General features: G+C 60.0%; 14 protein-coding genes and 1 riboswitch. Of the genes, 11 read left to right on the top strand and 3 right to left on the bottom strand.

Annotated elements, in window-relative coordinates:
• Nucleotides 1-9 precede the first annotated feature (9 nt).
• Genes GKG34_RS12520 through GKG34_RS12505 form a run of 4 tightly spaced genes read left to right on the top strand, consistent with a single transcriptional unit; the run spans nucleotide 10 to nucleotide 5,190 of the window.
• Entirely contained in the window at nucleotides 10-1,089 is a 1,080-nt protein-coding gene (locus tag GKG34_RS12520) for a putative glycoside hydrolase (protein ID WP_097774162.1), read from the top strand.
• Nucleotides 1,090-1,122: 33 nt separating this feature from the next.
• The gene (locus GKG34_RS12515) at nucleotides 1,123-2,415 is read left to right on the top strand and encodes a DUF1015 domain-containing protein (protein WP_154256409.1); all 1,293 of its coding nucleotides are present in this window, start codon (nucleotides 1,123-1,125) and stop codon (nucleotides 2,413-2,415) included.
• A 13-nt stretch (nucleotides 2,416-2,428) separates the two neighbouring features.
• The gene (locus GKG34_RS12510) at nucleotides 2,429-4,345 is read left to right on the top strand and encodes a DEAD/DEAH box helicase (RefSeq protein WP_154256408.1); all 1,917 of its coding nucleotides are present in this window, start codon (nucleotides 2,429-2,431) and stop codon (nucleotides 4,343-4,345) included.
• Entirely contained in the window at nucleotides 4,342-5,190 is an 849-nt protein-coding gene (locus GKG34_RS12505) for a putative RNA methyltransferase (protein ID WP_154256407.1), read from the top strand. The genes GKG34_RS12510 and GKG34_RS12505 overlap by 4 nt, the downstream gene beginning before the upstream one ends.
• A 319-nt stretch (nucleotides 5,191-5,509) precedes the next feature.
• Here the strand turns inward: GKG34_RS12505 and GKG34_RS12500 are convergent, their stop codons facing one another.
• Nucleotides 5,510-6,163 carry an ECF transporter S component gene (locus tag GKG34_RS12500; RefSeq protein WP_223388517.1) on the bottom strand — a complete coding sequence of 218 codons (654 nt, stop codon included), beginning with the start codon at nucleotides 6,161-6,163 and terminating at the stop codon, nucleotides 5,510-5,512.
• A 215-nt stretch (nucleotides 6,164-6,378) separates the two neighbouring features.
• Here GKG34_RS12500 and GKG34_RS12495 point away from each other — a divergent pair, with 215 nt between their 5' ends.
• Nucleotides 6,379-7,815 (top strand): PLP-dependent aminotransferase family protein, encoded by a 1,437-nt coding sequence (locus tag GKG34_RS12495; RefSeq protein WP_154256405.1) that lies wholly within the window; start codon nucleotides 6,379-6,381, stop codon nucleotides 7,813-7,815.
• On the opposite strand, the gene GKG34_RS12490 is transcribed toward GKG34_RS12495, so the two are convergent.
• Complete coding sequence (locus GKG34_RS12490) at nucleotides 7,722-8,636, bottom strand: hypothetical protein (RefSeq protein ID WP_097774157.1); 915 nt, start codon at nucleotides 8,634-8,636, stop codon at nucleotides 7,722-7,724. The genes GKG34_RS12495 and GKG34_RS12490 overlap by 94 nt on opposite strands.
• Nucleotides 8,637-8,712: 76 nt before the next feature.
• Between GKG34_RS12490 and GKG34_RS12485 the strand changes: the two genes are divergently transcribed.
• The 5 genes from GKG34_RS12485 to GKG34_RS12465 all read left to right on the top strand — a co-directional run bounded on the left by GKG34_RS12485 (nucleotide 8,713) and on the right by GKG34_RS12465 (nucleotide 15,308).
• Nucleotides 8,713-8,895, top strand: a complete 183-nt coding sequence (locus tag GKG34_RS12485) for a hypothetical protein (RefSeq protein WP_044953367.1) — start codon at nucleotides 8,713-8,715, stop codon at nucleotides 8,893-8,895.
• Between the two features lie 198 nt (nucleotides 8,896-9,093).
• Nucleotides 9,094-9,195, top strand: a riboswitch (glycine riboswitch).
• Nucleotides 9,196-9,326: 131 nt separating this feature from the next.
• The gene (locus tag GKG34_RS12480; RefSeq protein WP_097774156.1) at nucleotides 9,327-10,844 is read left to right on the top strand and encodes a sodium:alanine symporter family protein; all 1,518 of its coding nucleotides are present in this window, start codon (nucleotides 9,327-9,329) and stop codon (nucleotides 10,842-10,844) included.
• Between the two features lie 99 nt (nucleotides 10,845-10,943).
• Nucleotides 10,944-11,651 (top strand): FadR/GntR family transcriptional regulator, encoded by a 708-nt coding sequence (locus GKG34_RS12475; protein ID WP_154256403.1) that lies wholly within the window; start codon nucleotides 10,944-10,946, stop codon nucleotides 11,649-11,651.
• Between the two features lie 306 nt (nucleotides 11,652-11,957).
• Nucleotides 11,958-13,745: a dihydroxy-acid dehydratase gene (ilvD, locus tag GKG34_RS12470; protein ID WP_005939089.1), complete on the top strand. Its 1,788-nt coding sequence runs from the start codon at nucleotides 11,958-11,960 to the stop codon at nucleotides 13,743-13,745.
• Nucleotides 13,746-13,952: 207 nt separating this feature from the next.
• The gene (locus tag GKG34_RS12465) at nucleotides 13,953-15,308 is read left to right on the top strand and encodes a gluconate:H+ symporter (RefSeq protein WP_097777045.1); all 1,356 of its coding nucleotides are present in this window, start codon (nucleotides 13,953-13,955) and stop codon (nucleotides 15,306-15,308) included.
• 128 nt (nucleotides 15,309-15,436) lie between these two features.
• Here GKG34_RS12465 and GKG34_RS12460 read toward each other — a convergent pair whose 3' ends face one another.
• Entirely contained in the window at nucleotides 15,437-16,330 is an 894-nt protein-coding gene (locus GKG34_RS12460) for a LysR family transcriptional regulator (protein ID WP_005936828.1), read from the bottom strand.
• Between the two features lie 209 nt (nucleotides 16,331-16,539).
• On the opposite strand from GKG34_RS12460, the gene GKG34_RS12455 reads away from it, so the two are divergent.
• Entirely contained in the window at nucleotides 16,540-17,760 is a 1,221-nt protein-coding gene (locus tag GKG34_RS12455; RefSeq protein ID WP_097780990.1) for a dicarboxylate/amino acid:cation symporter, read from the top strand.
• Nucleotides 17,761-17,797: the final 37 nt, after the last annotated feature.

The raw sequence follows: 17,797 nt of genomic DNA, 5'->3' as shown, positions 1-17,797 counted from the left end.
GAATCGACAATGGCAAAGTATAAACGTCAGAAGGTCAAGCGCTACCGCCGCAGCTTCTACAGCCGCGGTACACGCATCAAAAAAGGCATCGGCATCGTGGTGCTGGTGCTGGCGGTGCTGGGCGCAGCCTGGCTGGCAGCACCCCACGTGCTGGACTGGGCTACCCACACCTGGTATACTGTGGTGAAGAACCGTGATCTGGAAGCTGAATCGGCATCCCGCGCAGCCGCCTCGTCCGAAGCAGCTGCATCCTCGGCGGTACAGGAAGCGGCTTCGTCCCAGCCGGAGCCGGAACAGCCCAAGGAGCTGGACGGCAAGGCCATTACCGGCGGCAGCTGGGCCGCAGTGGATGTGAGCACCCTTGCCGATGATGCGGCCATCCGTGCAGCGGCGCAGCAGCTCAAGGCGCAGGGAGCGGATTACGGCCTTGTGACCCTGAAAACACCGGATGGCAGCATCTGCTACGCTTCGCAGGTGCCGGCTGCCGCCCAGAGCATTGCCGACACCACCGTGGACCCGGCCCGCATCGCGGCCATCTTCCGGGAAGAGGGCGTGATCCCTGTGGCTCAGCTTGCAGCCTTCAAGGACCCCATCTCCTCCCGCACCGACCGCAGCATGGCCATCCACTACGGCGACGGCCTGTGGCTGGACGCCCAGAAGGACGGCAATGCATGGCTGAATCCCTACTCCGCTGCGGCAGTGGAATATGTAGGCGATCTGGTAGCCGAGGTGCAGGGCATGGGCTTTGAGCAGGTAGTCCTGACCAATGTCCAGTTCCCGAAGCTCAGCCGCAAACAGGACTACGGCGAGACCAGCGGCGTTTCCCGCGCGGATCAGCTCAAGGCGGATATCGCCGCCCTGCAGAGCCGCTTTGCGGGCAGCATGACCCTGTGGTTCAGCTACACGCTGGATCAGTGCAATACCAACAGCGTGTCGCTGGATGTGCCCGCTGTGACGCTGGGCATGGACAACCTGCTGGTGACGGCAGACAAGGCGATGGACGCCGACAGCCGCACCGCACTGGAGCAGTCTGCCGCCGGACAGGGCGTGCAGCATCTGGTGCTGCACAGCGCCGACATTTTCCAGTAACGTCTCTGGTTTTATAAGAGGGAGGAATCTGCTATGAATACCAAATCCTGCTTTGCACCGGCCCACATCCTTCTGCCTTCGGAGCAGATCCCACTGGAAAAGTGGGGCTGCATTGCCTGCGATCAGTTCACCAGTGACCGGGATTACTGGCAGAAAGCCGAGGTTGCCGCGGCAGGCAGCCCAAGCACCCTGAACATGATCCTGCCGGAGGTCTATCTGGAAGACGGCGATGCCGATGCACGCATTGAGAAGATCCATGCCACCATGGATGACTATGCCCGAAACGTGCTGACCCGCGCGGTGGACGGCTTTGTTTACGTGGAGCGCACCGAGCAGAGCGGTAAGGTGCGGCAGGGCCTTGTGGGCATGGTGGATCTGGAAGCCTACAGCTACCGCCGGGGCGAGAAATGCACGGTGCGCCCCAGCGAGAGCACCGTGGAAAGCCGCATCCCGCCCCGCATGAAGGTGCGCACCGGTGCCGCGCTGGAAACGCCCCACATCATGATGCTGGCGGACGACCCCGGCTGCACCCTCATCGAGCCGGTGGCGGCGCATAAAGCCGAACTGCCCAAGGTATACGAGGGCGAGCTGATGCTGAACGGCGGCCACATTGCGGGCTGGGCTGTGGAAGACCCTGCCCTCATTGCGCAGATCGAAGATGCGCTGGCTGTGCTGGGCAGTCAGGAAGAATTCGACAAAAAGTATCCGGATGCCACCCGCCGCGACCCGCTGACGCTGGCCGTGGGCGACGGCAACCACTCGCTGGCCACTGCAAAGGCCTGCTGGGAGGAGCTGAAAAAGACACTCACACCGGAGCAGGCAGCAAACGATCCGGCCCGCTGGTGTCTGGCCGAGGTGTGCAATGTGCACTCGCCTGCGATCGAGATCGAGCCGATCCACCGCGTGCTGTTCAATGTGGACTGCGCAGCGGTGCTGCTGAGCCTGATCACCTGGAGCGATTCCAATATGGCCGGCTGCAGCTTTGGCGGCAGCAAGCAGCAGCCCTTCACGCTGGCCGGGCCGCACATGTCCAACGTGCTCAGCTTTGAGGACCCGACCGCACCGCTGACCGTGGGCACCATTGACGAATTTATCGAATACTATCTTGAGCACCACAAGGAAGCCCGCGTGGACTATGTGCACGACGAGCCTGCTGTGCGCGCCCTGTGCAAAAAAGGTGCTGTGGCATTCCTGATGCCGCCGTTTGCCAAGAGTGACCTGTTCAAAGGCGTTGTGATGGGCGGCGTGCTGCCGCGCAAGACCTTCAGCATGGGCCACGCAGAAGAAAAGCGGTACTATGTGGAGTGCCGGAAAATTACGGAATAATTATTGGAGAACCATGACATTTAAAGAATTGAATCTGTCCGCCCCGCTTCTGCGCGCTGTGCAGGAGGCAGGCTATGAGACCCCGTCGCCCATTCAGGCGGCGGCGATCCCGCCGGTGCTGTCCGGCCGGGATCTGATGGGCTGCGCCCAGACCGGTACCGGCAAGACGGCTGCTTTTGCGCTGCCCATGCTGGACCGGCTCACGGCCAATGCGCCCCGCAGAAAGGGTGCCATCCGCGCCCTGATCCTGACCCCTACCCGTGAGCTTGCTTTGCAGATCGGCGAAAGCTTTGATGCCTACGGAAAGTATCTCAAGCTGCGCAGCACCGTCATTTTTGGCGGCGTGGGCCAGGCACCGCAGGTGGAAGCGCTGAAAAAAGGCGTGGACATCCTGATCGCCTGCCCGGGACGGCTCAACGACCTGATCGGTCAGGGATTTATCGATCTCTCGAACCTTGAGATCTTTGTGCTGGACGAAGCCGACCGGATGCTGGATATGGGCTTTGTGCACGATGTGAAGAAGGTGATCGCAAAGCTGCCCGGGGAGCGTCAGAACCTGATGTTCAGCGCCACCATGCCCGCCGAGATCGAACAGCTGGCCGCAGGCATCCTGCGCAAGCCCGCCTTCGTCAAGGTGGACCCGGTGTCCAGCACCGTGGACCGCATCCAGCAGAGCCTGTACCATGTGGAAAAGGGCAACAAGAAATTCCTGCTGCCGTGGCTCATCAAGAACCTGCAGCCCCCGGTGGTGAACGCGCTGGTGTTCAGCCGCACCAAGCACGGCGCGGATAAAATTGCAAAAGACCTCACCAAGCAGGGCATCCCGGCGGCGGCCATCCATGGCAACAAGAGCCAGACCGCCCGCGTGACCGCGCTGGAAAACTTCAAGGCCGGTAAGACCAAGGTGCTGGTAGCCACCGATATCGCCGCCCGCGGCATCGATATCAGCGAGCTGTCCCATGTGTTCAACTACGACCTGCCCGAGGTACCGGAGACTTACGTGCACCGCATCGGCCGCACGGCCCGCGCCGGTGCCGACGGTACGGCGGTCAGCTTCTGTGCACCTGAGGAGCAGGAGTATCTGGCAGGCATCGAAAAGTTGAACCGCCGCAAAATTCCCGTGGTGAGCGGCCACCCGTGGGACGGCGTGCCCGCGCCGGTGCGCCCGGAGCCGCCGGTGCGCGGCAAAAAGCCCAAGGCAGCCGCCGCTGAACCGGCAGAAAAGCCTGCCGCAAAGCAGCCGAAGCCCGCAAAGGCCGAAGCAAAAAACGCAAAACCTGAAAAAAAGGCTGCACCCGCACCCAAGGTGCAGGCAAAGCCCGCAAAAACCGAAAAAGAGGAACCACTCATGGATGATACCAAGCGTACTACCGGCGGACGCAGCAATGACCGCCGTTCCAATAATAACAGCCGCCCGCGCCGGGAGCAGAACGCTCCTGCCCGCGGCAGCAATGCGCAGCCCAAGTTTGACCCGCATTTTGTGAGTGCCCCGGAGGCCACTCCGCTGCGCCCGGCCAAAAAGACTCCGGCTGCACCCGCCGCCCCGGCCATCCGTACGGCTGCACAGCCTGCTCAGCAGAATAGCAGCACGCAAGGCCAGAAGAGCCGTCGCAATGACCGCAGCGACCGTCCGGCCCGCCAGAACAGCCAGCCTGCCGCCCAGAGCCAGAGCGCAGAGCAGGGCCGCGGTGCAAACAACGGCCAGCGCGGCCGTCAGAATGCGTCCCGCAATGCACAGCCTGCACCGGCCCGTGCCCCCAGAGCGGAGAGCAACCGCCGCGGCCGTGCCGCTGCTGCAAGGGACGAAGACCCGGGCCTTATGCTCATCAGCCGTCGTCCGCCGCAGCAGAAGTTCACGAACTTTGAGGAGTATATGAACGCCCACGGCGGTGCAACTGCACCCATTGAGGACCACAGCGACGAAGTATGAGCAAAAATGAACCGTTTGCCCCATGGCAGTGCCCGCTGTGCGGGGAGAAACTGACCGGCGACAGCACCCTGAAATGCACAAAAGGCCACTGCTTTGACCGCGCCAAGGAGGGCTACTGGCATCTGCTGCCGGTGCAGAGCATGCGCACCAAGGCTCCCGGCGACAGCAAGGAGATGGTGGCCGCCCGCCGCGCGTTCCTGAATGCCGGATACTACGGCATCTTTGGCAAAGCGGTGGGTGAGCTGTGCGCAGAGTACGGCCAGCCTGCCAGCCCGGAGGCGGCGCTGCATCTGCTGGATGCAGGCTGCGGCGAGGGCTGGTACGACCGCTGCATCGCGCAGGCGCTTGCCGAAAAAGGCCGCCGGGTGCAGCTGGCGGGTTTTGATATCGCAAAGCCTGCGGTGCGTCTTGCGGCCAAGGCCCTGCCCACGGCACAGTATGCGGTGGCATCCAGCTTCAGCCAGCCGGTGCGCGCCGGCTGGGCCGACCTGCTGCTGAACTGTTTTTCGCCCTTTGCACAGGAGGAATTCCTGCGGGTGCTGCGCCCGGGCGGACGGATGATCTATGTGGTGCCCGGTGCCGAACATCTGTACCAGATGAAGGCCGTGCTCTACGAAAAACCCTATAAAAACCCGGTGCAGCAGATCGCCTATGACGGTTTTGCCGCCATTGGGGAACGGGAAGTGACCGGCCGCGTCACAGTGCCCCACGAACAGCTGAAAGCGCTGTTCGCCATGACACCCTATTACTGGAAAACGCCGCGCGGCGGGGCGGAGCGCCTTGCTGCGCTGTCCCAGCTGGAAACCGATATCTCGTTCCGGTTCCTTGTATTTGAAAAGCTGTAATGATAGCAGTTTGCGTTTTTAATGCACAAGCAACATCCGCAGACTGCATATTGCAAATATGCCGTTTTAATAGGCACTATTTTTGAAAATTGCGATAAAAAGCAAAAAACGCTCGTCATGCAGAATTGTGTGACGAGCGCTTTTTTGCTTCAGTTTCTGTCAAAAGCCCCATCCCCGAGGGGGCTGTCGAGCGAATGCGAGACTGGAGGAGTTCCGTGTGATAGGTCGTCCACGAAAAACACCACTGCCCCCACCGCCGGAGGATAGGAGAAGTCCGGCAGGTGAGGGCAGCAGTGCTGTATCAGGATAGAGAGATCGCTTAGTGTTTTTCGCCCTTGGGCAGCAGACCGGCACGCTCCAGGGCCGGACGCAGGGCGAGGTACAGGATGACCGCACACACGGTGGAGGCCACGCTGTTTACAAAGGTGACGCCGCCTGCAATTTTGGTCAGCGCCTGTGCCACGGTGTATTCCTGACCAAAAATGTACACATTGCGGAAGTAGCCCAGGAACGGGTCGGTCAGCACGTTCAGCAGCAGGCCGGAACCGGCAGAAACGATCACCTTGACGAGATAGCCGGAGCTGTGCTTGTCGAGGTCGCGCAGCTTGAATGCCTTGTGCGCCACGGCACCGCAGGTGATGCCGATGATGAACTTGAGCACAAAGGTGGTGACGGCGTAGCCCGGGTCACCGGCCAGAATATCGGCCAGCGCCAGACCAATGGCACCGGCCAGACCGCCGGACACACCGTCCAGCAGCAGGGCGGTCAGGGCGGTGAAGGTGTTGCCCAGATGGAACGAAGAGCCGCCGTAGAACGGCACACGGAAGAACAGATAGGCCACAAGGCTTAAAGCGGCCATGACACCGGTCATGGCCAGCTCCTTGGTGGTGAAGGTGCGCTTGTACAGCACACTTGCAAACAGAATGACGATGACAACGACTGCCAGAAGCAGCCACATTGCAGTAGTAGACATGATTTTACTCTCCCTCCAAATTTCCGTTCCCGCGGCACCAAAGCCCCACTGGGGCTTTGATTGCTTTGCAACCACTTACCTACAATCCTACTTGACATTTGGGTGTCCAGCGGGTATGCTCCTATTATACGCAGAACTGACACCATGAAAATACCCAGAATAAAGTTTTTTAATGGGGTCAGTTTGATGCAATACCCAGACAGGAGGGATAATTTATGGTCCATCTGACCACGGCGCTGGATGCTTCTTCTGGCGTGCCGCTGTACGAACAGCTGTACCGCAGCCTTGCCGGAGAGATGCGAAGCGGCACTCTTGCGGCGGGCACCCGGATGCCCGGCAAGCGGCGGCTGGCGGCAGAGCTGTCCGTCTCGGTGAATACGGTGGATGCCGCCTATCAGATGCTGGCGGCGGAAGGGTATCTGGAATCGCGGGAGCGCAGCGGCTTTTATGTACAGGAATATCTGGCCCTGCCGTCCCGGCCTGCCAACGGGCCGGAACAGCCCGCACCGCCAAAACCGGAACCGCCTGTGCTGCCGGTGCGGTACGACCTTTCCACCCGCGGGGTAGACCCGGAGCTGTTCCCGTTCCGCACATGGGCGCGGCTGCAAAAGGAGCTGCTCTATTCTTCGCCCCAGCTGCTCACCCACGGCGATGCGCAGGGCGACCCGGCCCTGCGGCAGGCGCTGGCGGAATATCTCTCTGAATACCGCGGTGTGCAGTGCGGGCCGCATCAGATCGTGGTGGGCGCGGGATTGGAATATCTGCTGGGCCTGCTGGCACCGCTGCTGCCCGGCCCTGCAGCGGTGGAAACGCCGGGCTACCCCCGTGCTTTGCAGGTGCTGCAGAACAACGGTGTGCACTGCTGCTGCCTACCGGTGGACGAGGACGGCCTTTCGGTGGAAGCACTGAACCGGTCGGATGCAGCGGTGTGCTACGTCACGCCCAGCCACCAGTTCCCCACAGGCGTTACCATGCCTGCAGGCCGCAGGGCCGAGCTTCTGCACTGGGCAGCCCGCAGGCCGGGCGGGCGGTATATTATAGAAGATGATTACGATTCAGAGTTCCGTTTTGATACCCGGCCTCTGCCCAGCCTGCAGGGCATGGCGGGTGCAGACGGCCCGGTGGTGTACCTCTCCACCTGCTCCCGCAGTCTGGCTCCCAGCATCCGTATCGCCTATATGGTGCTGCCGGAGCATCTTCTGCCTGCATGGCGGAAAAAATACCGCCTGTACTCCGGCACGGTGAGCCGGTTCGAGCAGCAGACGCTGGCCCGCTTTATCACCGAGGGCTACTTCACCCGGCATCTGGCCCGGGAGCGGGTGGCCTACAAGGCCCGGCGGGACGCGCTGGCGGCAGCATTGAACACTGCCTTTGCTCCCGGCGAGCTGACCCTTGCGGGCCTGCACACCGGACTGAACCTGCTGGCAAAGCTCAAAGACCCGCCGCCGGATGCTGCGCTGCGCTGCGCGGCGGAAGCCGAAGGCGTGCAGCTGAGCCTGCTGAGCGATTACGACCTGACCGGAGAAGCAGCCTCAGCGGCGGGCACGCTGGTGCTGGGTTATGGCTCGCTGAAGGACGAGGCCTGCGCCTCGGTGGGCGAAACATTGAAAAAGGTCTGCATGGCAGCGCGGGAAGCATCCGTGACCGTGTAAGTGCCGCTGGCGGCATTCCACTGGCCGGGCAGGGCCTGCGCCGCCACAGCGGCGCTGTTGTTGGCAAGAAATTCCAGTGTGCGTTCCAAAGCGTCATAGTCCAGCGCGGTCAGGTCGGTGAGCAGGGCCGAACTGCTGGCACGCAGGGCATCCGGCAGGGTGGCGGGCAGCAGGTCCAGATCCTGCCGGAGAAACGCATCCCACACGGCAGCGCGGGCCGCTGCGGTGCGTACTGGTGAAAAGGCTTCGTCGGCCTGCAGCTGGCACAAGAATTCGTGCGCGTCCCCGGCGGAAATGCCCTGCACGGCCCGGCTGCGGCCATAGCGGGCAAGCTCTTCCTCGGTCAGTGCGCCGGTAAAGCCTACCCGCACCGGCCCATACCGGCTGGCAATGCGCTCCAGCACATCGGGAGAAAAGGCCAGATACCTTGTGCCCTCCGGCAGGGCCAGCACCTGTGCCAGCGCTTCGCGGCAGCGGGCCGGGCCAGCGGCGGCATAGCAGCGGGCAAGGGATGTTTCTTCTTCTGCAAAAGGCACGGTGAGCACGGCAGGCACGCTGAGCAGATGCACGCAGTTCTGGCTGGCGTTCAGGTAGGCCAGCACAAAGCCGGGCTGTTCGCCGGAGACGCACAGCAGCACAGTGAGCTGGTCAGTGGTCTTGGGCAGCTGGATGGGTACACCGCTCTCGCTGCGGGCAGCCTGCCGCAGCTGGGTGCGCAGCTGCTGACGGGACAGCAGCACCGTGCCGCCCACCAGCGGCACCAGCACCAGCAGCGAAGCAAACAGTGCTGCCCAAAAGGGCTTCCAACCTCCACTGCGCATGGGATACACCGCCTTTCCTTTGCATAAAGCTTTGGCCTGCAGGCAAGACTTTATGCAGAAAAGGAGGCGTTTGCAGATGAAAAACAAAAAAGAGACAGCACCGACCACAGAGAAAGAACGGGAGAACTTCTGGCTGGAGATCGGCCCCGCCAGCGCCTATTACGGCACAGATTCTTACGAGACCGCGAAAGAAAACGGCGATGCCAGCCCGGATGGCAAAGCCCGGGGGTTTGAAGGCGCGGAGCCAAAAGAAAAGTAAAATAAATTTATGGCAGCGCTATGATGAGGGAGGACAAAAGTAATACCAAAACAAAATTCATCTGTCGGCATAACAGATGAAAAAGCAGCGTATGATATACAAAATGTCTTGCGCACAAGGACAGAATATGGTATAGTCTTTCTATCGCGCACAACTGTGCGCCGGAAGAACTGAAAAAGACGTGCACGGCGGAGAAAGACCGTGCACTCTGGAGAAGCCCGCTTGTAAAGTGGGTGCCGAAGGTGTAAGGCCGCAGGGAAAGCGGCTGTATCTCTCAGGCAAAAGGACAGAGCCATCGTCTTTGCGCAATGGGGCGCAGCCGGAAATGCGGCGCACCCCGGCTGCGGAAAATGAGAGCGCTCCGAATTTTGCGGGCAGAGCCTTTGGTGGGTTCTGTCCGCTTTTGTTTTGTGTATAGGGGGAAAGAGAGAATGGTCGAGATGATCACGCAGGTGAACAATGCCATCAATGGCGTGGTGTGGGGGCCGTTTGGTCTGGCACTGCTGTTCTGCACCGGCTTCTGGATGAGCGCCCGCACGGGCTTTTTCCAGTTCCGCAAAATGGGCTACTGGCTCCGGCACACTATCGGCGCGATCTTCACCAACAAGGACATCACCGCGCACACCAGCAAGGAGGATATGGCCATCAGCCAGTTCCAGAGCATGTGCACGGCGCTGGCGGGAACCATCGGCACCGGCAACATCGTGGGTGTGGCAACGGCTATCGTTTCCGGTGGGCCGGGTGCCATCTTCTGGATGTGGGTCATGGCATTGCTTGGCATGATGACCAGCTTTTCGGAGAATGTGCTGGGCGTGTACTACCGCCGCAAAAACGAAAAAGGCGAGTGGTCGGGCGGTGCCATGTACTACCTCACCGATGGTCTTGGCGCAAAGAAGGGCTGCAAACAGCTGGGCAAGGTGCTGGCAGTGCTGTTTGCCTGTTTCTGCATTCTGGCTTCCTTCGGCATTGGCAACATGAGCCAGATCAATTCCATCGCGGGCAACATGAACGCTGCTTTTGGCGTACCGACCCTCGTCACCGGCCTGTGCCTGATGGTGGTCACGGCCCTTATCGTCATTGGCGGTTTGAAGCGCGTTGCCGCTGTTACCGAAAAGCTGGTGCCGCTCATGGCCCTGTTCTACATTGCAGGCGCGCTCATCATCGTAGTGCTGCACGCGGGCAACATCCCAGCGGCATTTGCGGCTATTTTCAAGGGTGCGTTCAACCTGAACGCGGCAGGCGGCGGTGCGCTGGGCTACGGCATCAGCCAAACCATCACCTGGGGCTTCAAGCGCGGTGCCTTCTCCAACGAAGCCGGTCTCGGCTCTGCCGTCATGGTCAACTCCGCTTCCAACGTCAAGGAGCCGGTGCATCAGGGCATGTGGGGCGTGTTTGAGGTGTTTGCCGATACCATCGTGGTCTGCACGCTCACTGCTCTGGTCATCCTGACCACCGGCGTGGTGGACCTGCAGAGCGGCGCTGTACTGGCCGGTGTGCAGGACAACGCATTGGTGGGTCAGGCCTTCACCGCCGCATTTGGCAGCTTTGGCCCCAAGTTCATTGCTGTTTCCATTCTGCTGTTTGCCTACTCCACTACGCTGGGCTGGAGCCACTACGGCACCAAGGCCGTGGAGTATCTCTTCGGCACCACCGGCAGCCGCATCTACAAGGTGGTCTTTGTGTGCATGACCGTGGTGGGTGCCACCATGAAGCTGGGCCTTGCGTGGGATCTTTCCGACACTTTCAACGGTCTGATGATGATCCCGAACCTGATCGGCGTGCTGGTGCTGTCCGGCACTGTGGTGGACATCACCCGCAACTACTTCGACCGCCGGGTGAAGGGCAAGGACATCGAACCCATGTGGTCGGCTTTCCTGGAGTACCAGAAGCAGGAGGAGGCCGAAGCTGCCGCAGAGGAAGCGGAGCTGGAGAAGGCCGCAAACGAATAAAATACCCAAAAGCAAGGGCTGTCTGTGAATGAGGACAGCCCTTGCTTTTGTCTGCTGCCCTGCCTTATAATAAATTAAAAAACAGGGGAGGGAACACCCATGAGCGAATTTTCCCATCTGAAAAACAAACTCCTTGCCGAACAGGTGGAGGACGAAATTTACCACTATATTCTGGACACGCCGCTGGAACCGGGCACCAAGCTGCCCAATGAATTTGAGCTGGGCGAAAAATTCGGTGTGGGCCGCAGCACGGTGCGCGAAGCCGTGAAGCTGCTTTCCAGCAAGGGCATCGTGGAGGTGCGGCGGGGCTCCGGCACCTATGTGGTCACGACTGCCAAGGGCCTTTCGGACCCGCTGAACCTGCGCAGCGTGCAGGAGAAGAACGCGCTGGCACTGGATCTTGTCAATGTGCGCCTGCTGCTGGAACCGGGCATGGCCGAGATGGCAGCGCTGAACGCTTCCGACGAGGACATTGAGCGCATCCAGCGCCTGTGCGACCGGGTGGAGAGCAAGATCCACAGCGGTGATCTGTACATTGAGGACGACATCGCATTCCATACCTGCATCGCAGAGAGCAGCAAGAACATGGTGGTGGAGCAGCTGATCCCCATTATCGATACGGCGGTCATGATGTTCGTGAATGTTACCCACAAAAAGCTGACGGAGGAGACCATCCTGACCCACCGCATGATCACTGAAGCCATTGCCCGGCATGACTCCATTGGTGCCCGGTCTGCCATGGTGATGCACCTGAACTTCAACCGCAACTGCATCCGAAAGCTTTACGACGGCGAATGGGAAACCTGATGCCGCTGCATTTTACGTCCCCGCACAGTGCAAGGTCTGTGCGGGGACTTTTTACGTTTGAAGTTATCTGATGACTTTTTAAGACGAATGATACAGAAAAGTCGAAAAACTGGTTAGATTATATGATGTATCCAAGATTTCAGAGCAATGTGCACGAAAAATTGGGCTGGTTATTGTTATAAAGTGGGTTCTGACTGCGACAACTTGCAAACAAGGCGGGATTCGATTAAAATGAACATGTAAGATGTCCGACAGTCAAAAGGACGATTTGCAAAGCAGAAAAAAGAGTATTTTGGAGGTACGATCATGGAACTGCGTTCTCAGGCAGTGCGTAAACTGGCACCGGAAAACGATCCGCTGAAGATCGGCATGGGCTGGAAGGTGGACGACCTTGCAAAGCCCCAGATCATGGTGGAGAGCACCTTTGGCGACAGCCACCCCGGCAGCGCCCATCTGGATCAGTTCGTGAAGGAGGCTGTACAGGCAGTCAACACCCACGGCGGCAAGGCTGCACGCTATTTTGCAACCGATATGTGCGACGGTATCGCACAGGGCCACGACGGCATCAACTACTCGCTGCCCCACCGTGACGCCATCGTGAATCTGGTGGAGGCTCAGGCCAACGCCACCGTGTACGACGGCGGTGTGTTCATCGCCAGCTGCGACAAGTCCATGCCGGCTATGCTGATGAGCATTGGCCGCCTGAAGGATATGAGCGCCATCGTGGTCACCGGCGGCGTGATGGAAGCCCACACCCTGCCCAAGAAGTACGTGGTCAACGACCCCGCCTGCGCCATCAACGACCTGCTGACGCTGGAACAGATCGGCAAGTTCGACGCATGGGAAAAGACCGGCGTCATCCCCAACGAACAGCTGGACTACTACAAGCACAACGCCTGCCCCAGCTGCGGTGCCTGCTCCTTTATGGGCACCGCTTCTACCATGCAGATCATGGCCGAGGCTCTGGGCTTGATGCTGCCCGGCACCGCCCTGATGCCGGCCACCGCCCCGGAGCTGAAGCAGGCTGCCTATGATGCCGGCGTTCAGGTGATGAAGCTGGTGGCCGAGGGCATCAAGGCCAAGGACATCGTCACCATGAAGAGCTTTGAAAACGCCATCATGGTGCACGCCGCCATCTCCGGCTCCACCAATGCCACCATGCATCTGCCCGCCATTGCACACGAGTTCGGCTTTGAGATCGATGCCGACACCTTTGACCGGATGCACCGCGGCGCACACTATCTGCTGAACATCCGTCCTTCCGGCGACTGGCCCGCACAGTACTTCTACTATGCAGGCGGCGTGCCCCGCGTGATGGAAGAGATCAAGTCCATGCTGCATCTGGACGTGATGACTGTCACCGGCAAGACGCTGGGCGAAAACCTGGAAGACCTGAAAAAGAACGGCTTCTACGAGCACTGCGACGAGATCCTGCAGGAAAAGACCAAGGGTCTGGGCATCAAAGTCACCCGCGAGGATATCATCCACAGCTTTGACAACGCCAAGGGCACCGACGGCAGCATCGCTATCCTGAAGGGCAATCTGGCCCCGGAGGGCAGTGTCATCAAGCACACCGCCTGCCCCAAGAACATGTTCCACGCCACCCTGCGCGCAAAGCCCTTTGACAGCGAGGAAGAGTGCATCAGCGCTGTTCTGAACAAGCAGGTCCAGCCCGGCGACGCCATCTTCATCCGTTACGAAGGCCCCCGCGGCAGCGGCATGCCCGAGATGTTCTACACCGGCGAGGCCATCTGCGCCGACCCGAAACTGGCTTCCAGCGTAGCGCTCATCACCGACGGCCGCTTCTCCGGCGCAAGCCGCGGCCCGGTCATCGGCCATGTCAGCCCGGAGGCCGCTGTGGGCGGCCCCATCGCTCTGGTGGAAGAGGGCGATCTCATCCGCATCGATGTGCCGAACCGCCAGCTTGCCATCGTGGGCGTGAACGGTGAGGAAAAGACCCCCGAAGAGATGGAGGCTATCCTTGCCCAGCGCCGTGCCAACTGGAAGCCCAAGGCTCCCAAGTACACCAAGGGCCTGCTGAAGCTCTACTCTCAGCACGCCGTCAGCCCCATGAAGGGTGCATATATGGAGTAAAAACGCTTCGTTTGCGATAAAAACCAAAAACAAAAATCAACTGTTCAGCGTTGTTTTACTGGACGGTCTGGATAAAGTTACGCCAAAAACAAAAAAGCGGATATTGCTTCGTCTATAAAAACCATCGGAATCCGGTGTCCGTCTGCGGGGACGGCGCTGAAGTAAGACCCAAAGCACACAAAACATCAAAAAATGGAGGAAACGTTTATGACAGCTGTTGCAACCCCGGACGCCGCGCGGCTCGTGTTCGCCGCGGTGGCGGGCCTGATCCTTTTGCTCATCCTTATCATCAAGTTCAAAGTCCACGCCATGATCTCCATCCTGATCGGTGCGGTGGGCATCGGCCTGATGGCCGGTATGCCCCTGTCTGACATCATCGGCTCGGTCAACGAAGGTATCGGCAACACCTTAAAGGGCATCGCTCTTCTGGTAGGCCTTGGCTCCATGTTCGGTGCCATTCTGGAAGAATCCGGCGGCGCACAGACGCTGGCCGTGACCATGGTGCGCAAGTTCGGCGACGAAAAAGCCGCATGGGCGCTGGGTATCACAGGTCTGGTGGTGGCCATGCCGGTGTTCTTTGATGCCGGTCTGATCATCCTGATCCCGCTGGCCTTCTCTCTGGCAAAGCGCACCAAGCGCTCGGTCCTGTACTATGTCATCCCTCTGCTGGCCGGTCTGGCTGTCGGCCACGCCTTCATCCCTCCCACGCCGGGCCCCGTTCTGGTGGCCAGCATGCTGGGCGTTGATCTGGGCTGGGTCATCCTCATCGGCATCTTCTGCGGCATCTTCGCCATGATCGCCGCCGGTCCCATCTGGGGCTCCATCTGCGGCAAGAAGTATATGATCGAGGTGCCCGAGCACGTTGCACAGCAGGCAGACATCGACGAGAGCAAGCTGCCCAAGTTTGGCACCATCGTGGGCATCATCCTGATCCCGCTGGTCCTCATCATTGCAAACTCTGTGGCAAAAGTGGTGCCCGCTCTGGCTGGCATCCAGCCCGTTCTGGCCTTCCTCGGCGAGCCCTTCATGGCGCTGCTGCTGGCTACCATCGCTGCTATGTATCTGCTGGGCACCCGTCACGGCTATAACAATGCCCAGCTGGAAAAGATCATGACCAAGTCTCTGGAGCCCACCGGTATGATCCTGCTGGTCACTGCCTGCGGCGGCGTGCTGCGCTATATGCTGCAGAACTCCGGTCTGGGCGATGTCATCGGCAACGCCGTGGCAAACGCCAGCCTGCCGCTGGTTCTGGTGGCCTTCATCGTGGCTGCTCTGGTGCGCATCTCCGTTGGTTCCTCTACCGTGGCTATGACCATGGCAGCAGGCATCATCTCCGCCATGCCCGGCATCAGCGAACTGAGCCCGCTGTATCTGGCCTGCGTCACCGCTGCCATCGCCGGCGGCTCCACCGTGTGCTCCCACTTTAACGACTCCGGCTTCTGGCTGGTGAAGAGCCTTGTGGGCATGGACGAAAAGACCACCCTCAAGACCTGGACCATCATGGAAACTCTGGTTGGCGGTGTGGGCTTCCTGGTAGCACTCATCATCTCCTTCTTTGCTTAATCATCCTCCTCTGCGGGGCTGTGCCTGCACACAGTCTGCGCAATGCTTTGCAAATTCCTGAAATCTCCTCAGCACAGCAGACCCCCGGGCGGTTCACCGCCCGGGGGTCTGCTGCTTTCTGCTGCACCTTACAAAAGCGGAAGGTCCGGCCCGGAGGCCAGCTGGATGAAGGCGTCCATTTCCCGGGTGCAGCATTTATCCTTGTGGTAGAACATCTGGCGGTACATGGTCAGCCGGAAGTCTGACACCTCCAGAATGCGCAGATCTCCTCTGGACGCAGGCTCGGCCACAGCGAAGCGCGGCAGCAGGGAAATGCCGGAGGAGCGCTCCAGCATCTTGATGATAAAGGAGGTATCGCTGATCTCAAGGCTGGGGGTCAGCTCGATCTGGCGGGAAGCCAGAAACCGGTCAAAGGTGCGGCGGTAGTTGGCGTTGCGTTCGGTGAGGAAGAAGGGCTTGTCCAGAAGCTCTGCCACCCGGTACGGGCCGGGGTGGCCCAGATCGATGTCCGGGGAAGCCACGAACACCACCTCCTCCGGGATCTCGTTGCATTTGTGCCAGCTGTTGGAGTAGCGGGGCTCGTCCAGAATGCAGATGAGGTCCACCTCGCCGCGCTCCATCTTTTCGATCAGCTCTTCCGGGGAGCCGGTAGTGACCCGAAGGCTGACTTTGGGGTGTTCCACCCGGAACTGATGCATCAGGCCGGGCAGGCGGAAAAAGCAGAGGGATTCCAGCGTGCCGATGTGCAGGCAGCCCTCCAGCTCGGCATCCTCGCTCAGGGCGCGGCGGGCGTTGTGGATGGTATCCAGAATGCTGTTGGCGTATTCCAGAAAGCACTGACCCTGTGCGGTCAGGATCACCCGCTTGCCCATGCGGTCGAACAGGCGCACACCCAGCTCTTCTTCCAGCGCTTTGATCTGCACGGTAACGGCAGACTGGGAATAGCCCAGACTTTCCGCTGCCTTGGAAAAGCTCTGGAACTGGGCGGCACGGATCAGGGTGTTCAACTGGCGCACTTCCATGGCAAAGCTCCCTTGCTATTAAGATTTTTAAACCATAACTTTATTTTTATGAATTTGAATCATGCATATGTCTATGTTAAACTAAATGTGTCAACACGTCAAGTGAAAATTTGACGTTTCGTGAAAGGCTGGCCGTGCGGGCTGCGGCGGAGAGAGCGCTGTCAGGTGCCGCACAAAGGTCAGAATAGGAAAAGGAGGATTTTATTCTTATGGAAAAGAAAAAATTCAAGCTCGGACTGCTGCCGAAGCTGCTCATCGCCATCGTGCTGGGCATCATCATCGGCCAGTTCTTCCCGGTGTGGTTCTGCCGGGTCGTCGTCACGGCATCCAGCATCTTCAGCTCGTTCCTGAAGTTCATCATCCCGCTGATGATCGTGGCCTACGTCACCATGGGCATTGCCGACCTGAAGAGCGGCGCAGGCAAGCTGCTGCTCATCACGGTGGCTCTGGCCTACGGCTCCACCCTGATCGCAGGCTCGGCATCCTATCTGGTGTCCGCAAGCCTGTTCCCCAGCTTCATGAGCGAAGGCGCTCTGGAACAGATCGCCGCCACGGCTGACAACTCTCTGGTCAGCTACATCTCCATCTCCATCCCTCCGCTGCTGGACACCCTGTCTGCCGTGGTGCTGGCCTTCGTGCTGGGCCTGTGCCTGTCCACCTTGCGCGGCAAGACCATCGGTGATACACTTTATAATGGCATGAAGGACTTCTCCGGCATCATCGATCAGGTGCTGCACAGCGTCATCATCCCGCTGCTGCCCCTGTACGTCTGCGGTACCTTCATCGACATGACCAAGTCCGGCAAGACCTACGCCATTCTGGGCATCCTGTGGAAGGTGTTCCTGGTGGTCATCATCATGCATCTGGTCTGCATCTTCCTGCAGTTCTGCGTTGCAGGCGCTGTGAGCCACAAGAGCCCCTTCAAGATGATCCGCAACCAGATCCCCGGCTACACCACCGCTCTGGGCACTCAGTCCTCTGCAGCCACCATCCCGGTCAACCTGCAGTGCGCTGCGGCTGATGGCGTGAGCGAGCAGATCCGCAACTTCGTGGTGCCTCTGTGCGCAAACATCCACATGGCAGGCTCCATGATCACCATTACCGCCTGCGCAACTGCCGTCTGCCTGATGAACCAGCTGCCCATCAGCCTTGCTACCGTGGTGCCCTTCATCATGACGCTGGGCGTTGCCATGGTGGCTTCTCCCGGTGCTCCCGGCGGCTCCATCATGACCGCTCTGCCCTTCCTGTACATGATCTTTGGCGCTGAGGCCGGTGACCCCAATGGCCCCATCTGCGCCATCATGGTGGCTCTGTACATCACTCAGGATTCCTTCGGCACTGCCTGCAACGTCTCCGGCGACAACGCCATCGGCGTGATCGTGGAGACCATCTACCAGAAGTTCATCAACAAGAGCAGCGCAAGCGTCTGATGCGCGGCGCGGTTCTTGACCTGACAGGAGTGACACC

Source organism: Faecalibacterium sp. BIOML-A4, assembly GCF_009679665.1.
GTDB lineage: Bacteria > Bacillota > Clostridia > Oscillospirales > Ruminococcaceae > Faecalibacterium > Faecalibacterium taiwanense.
This window is presented reverse-complemented; position numbering and strand designations above follow the sequence as displayed.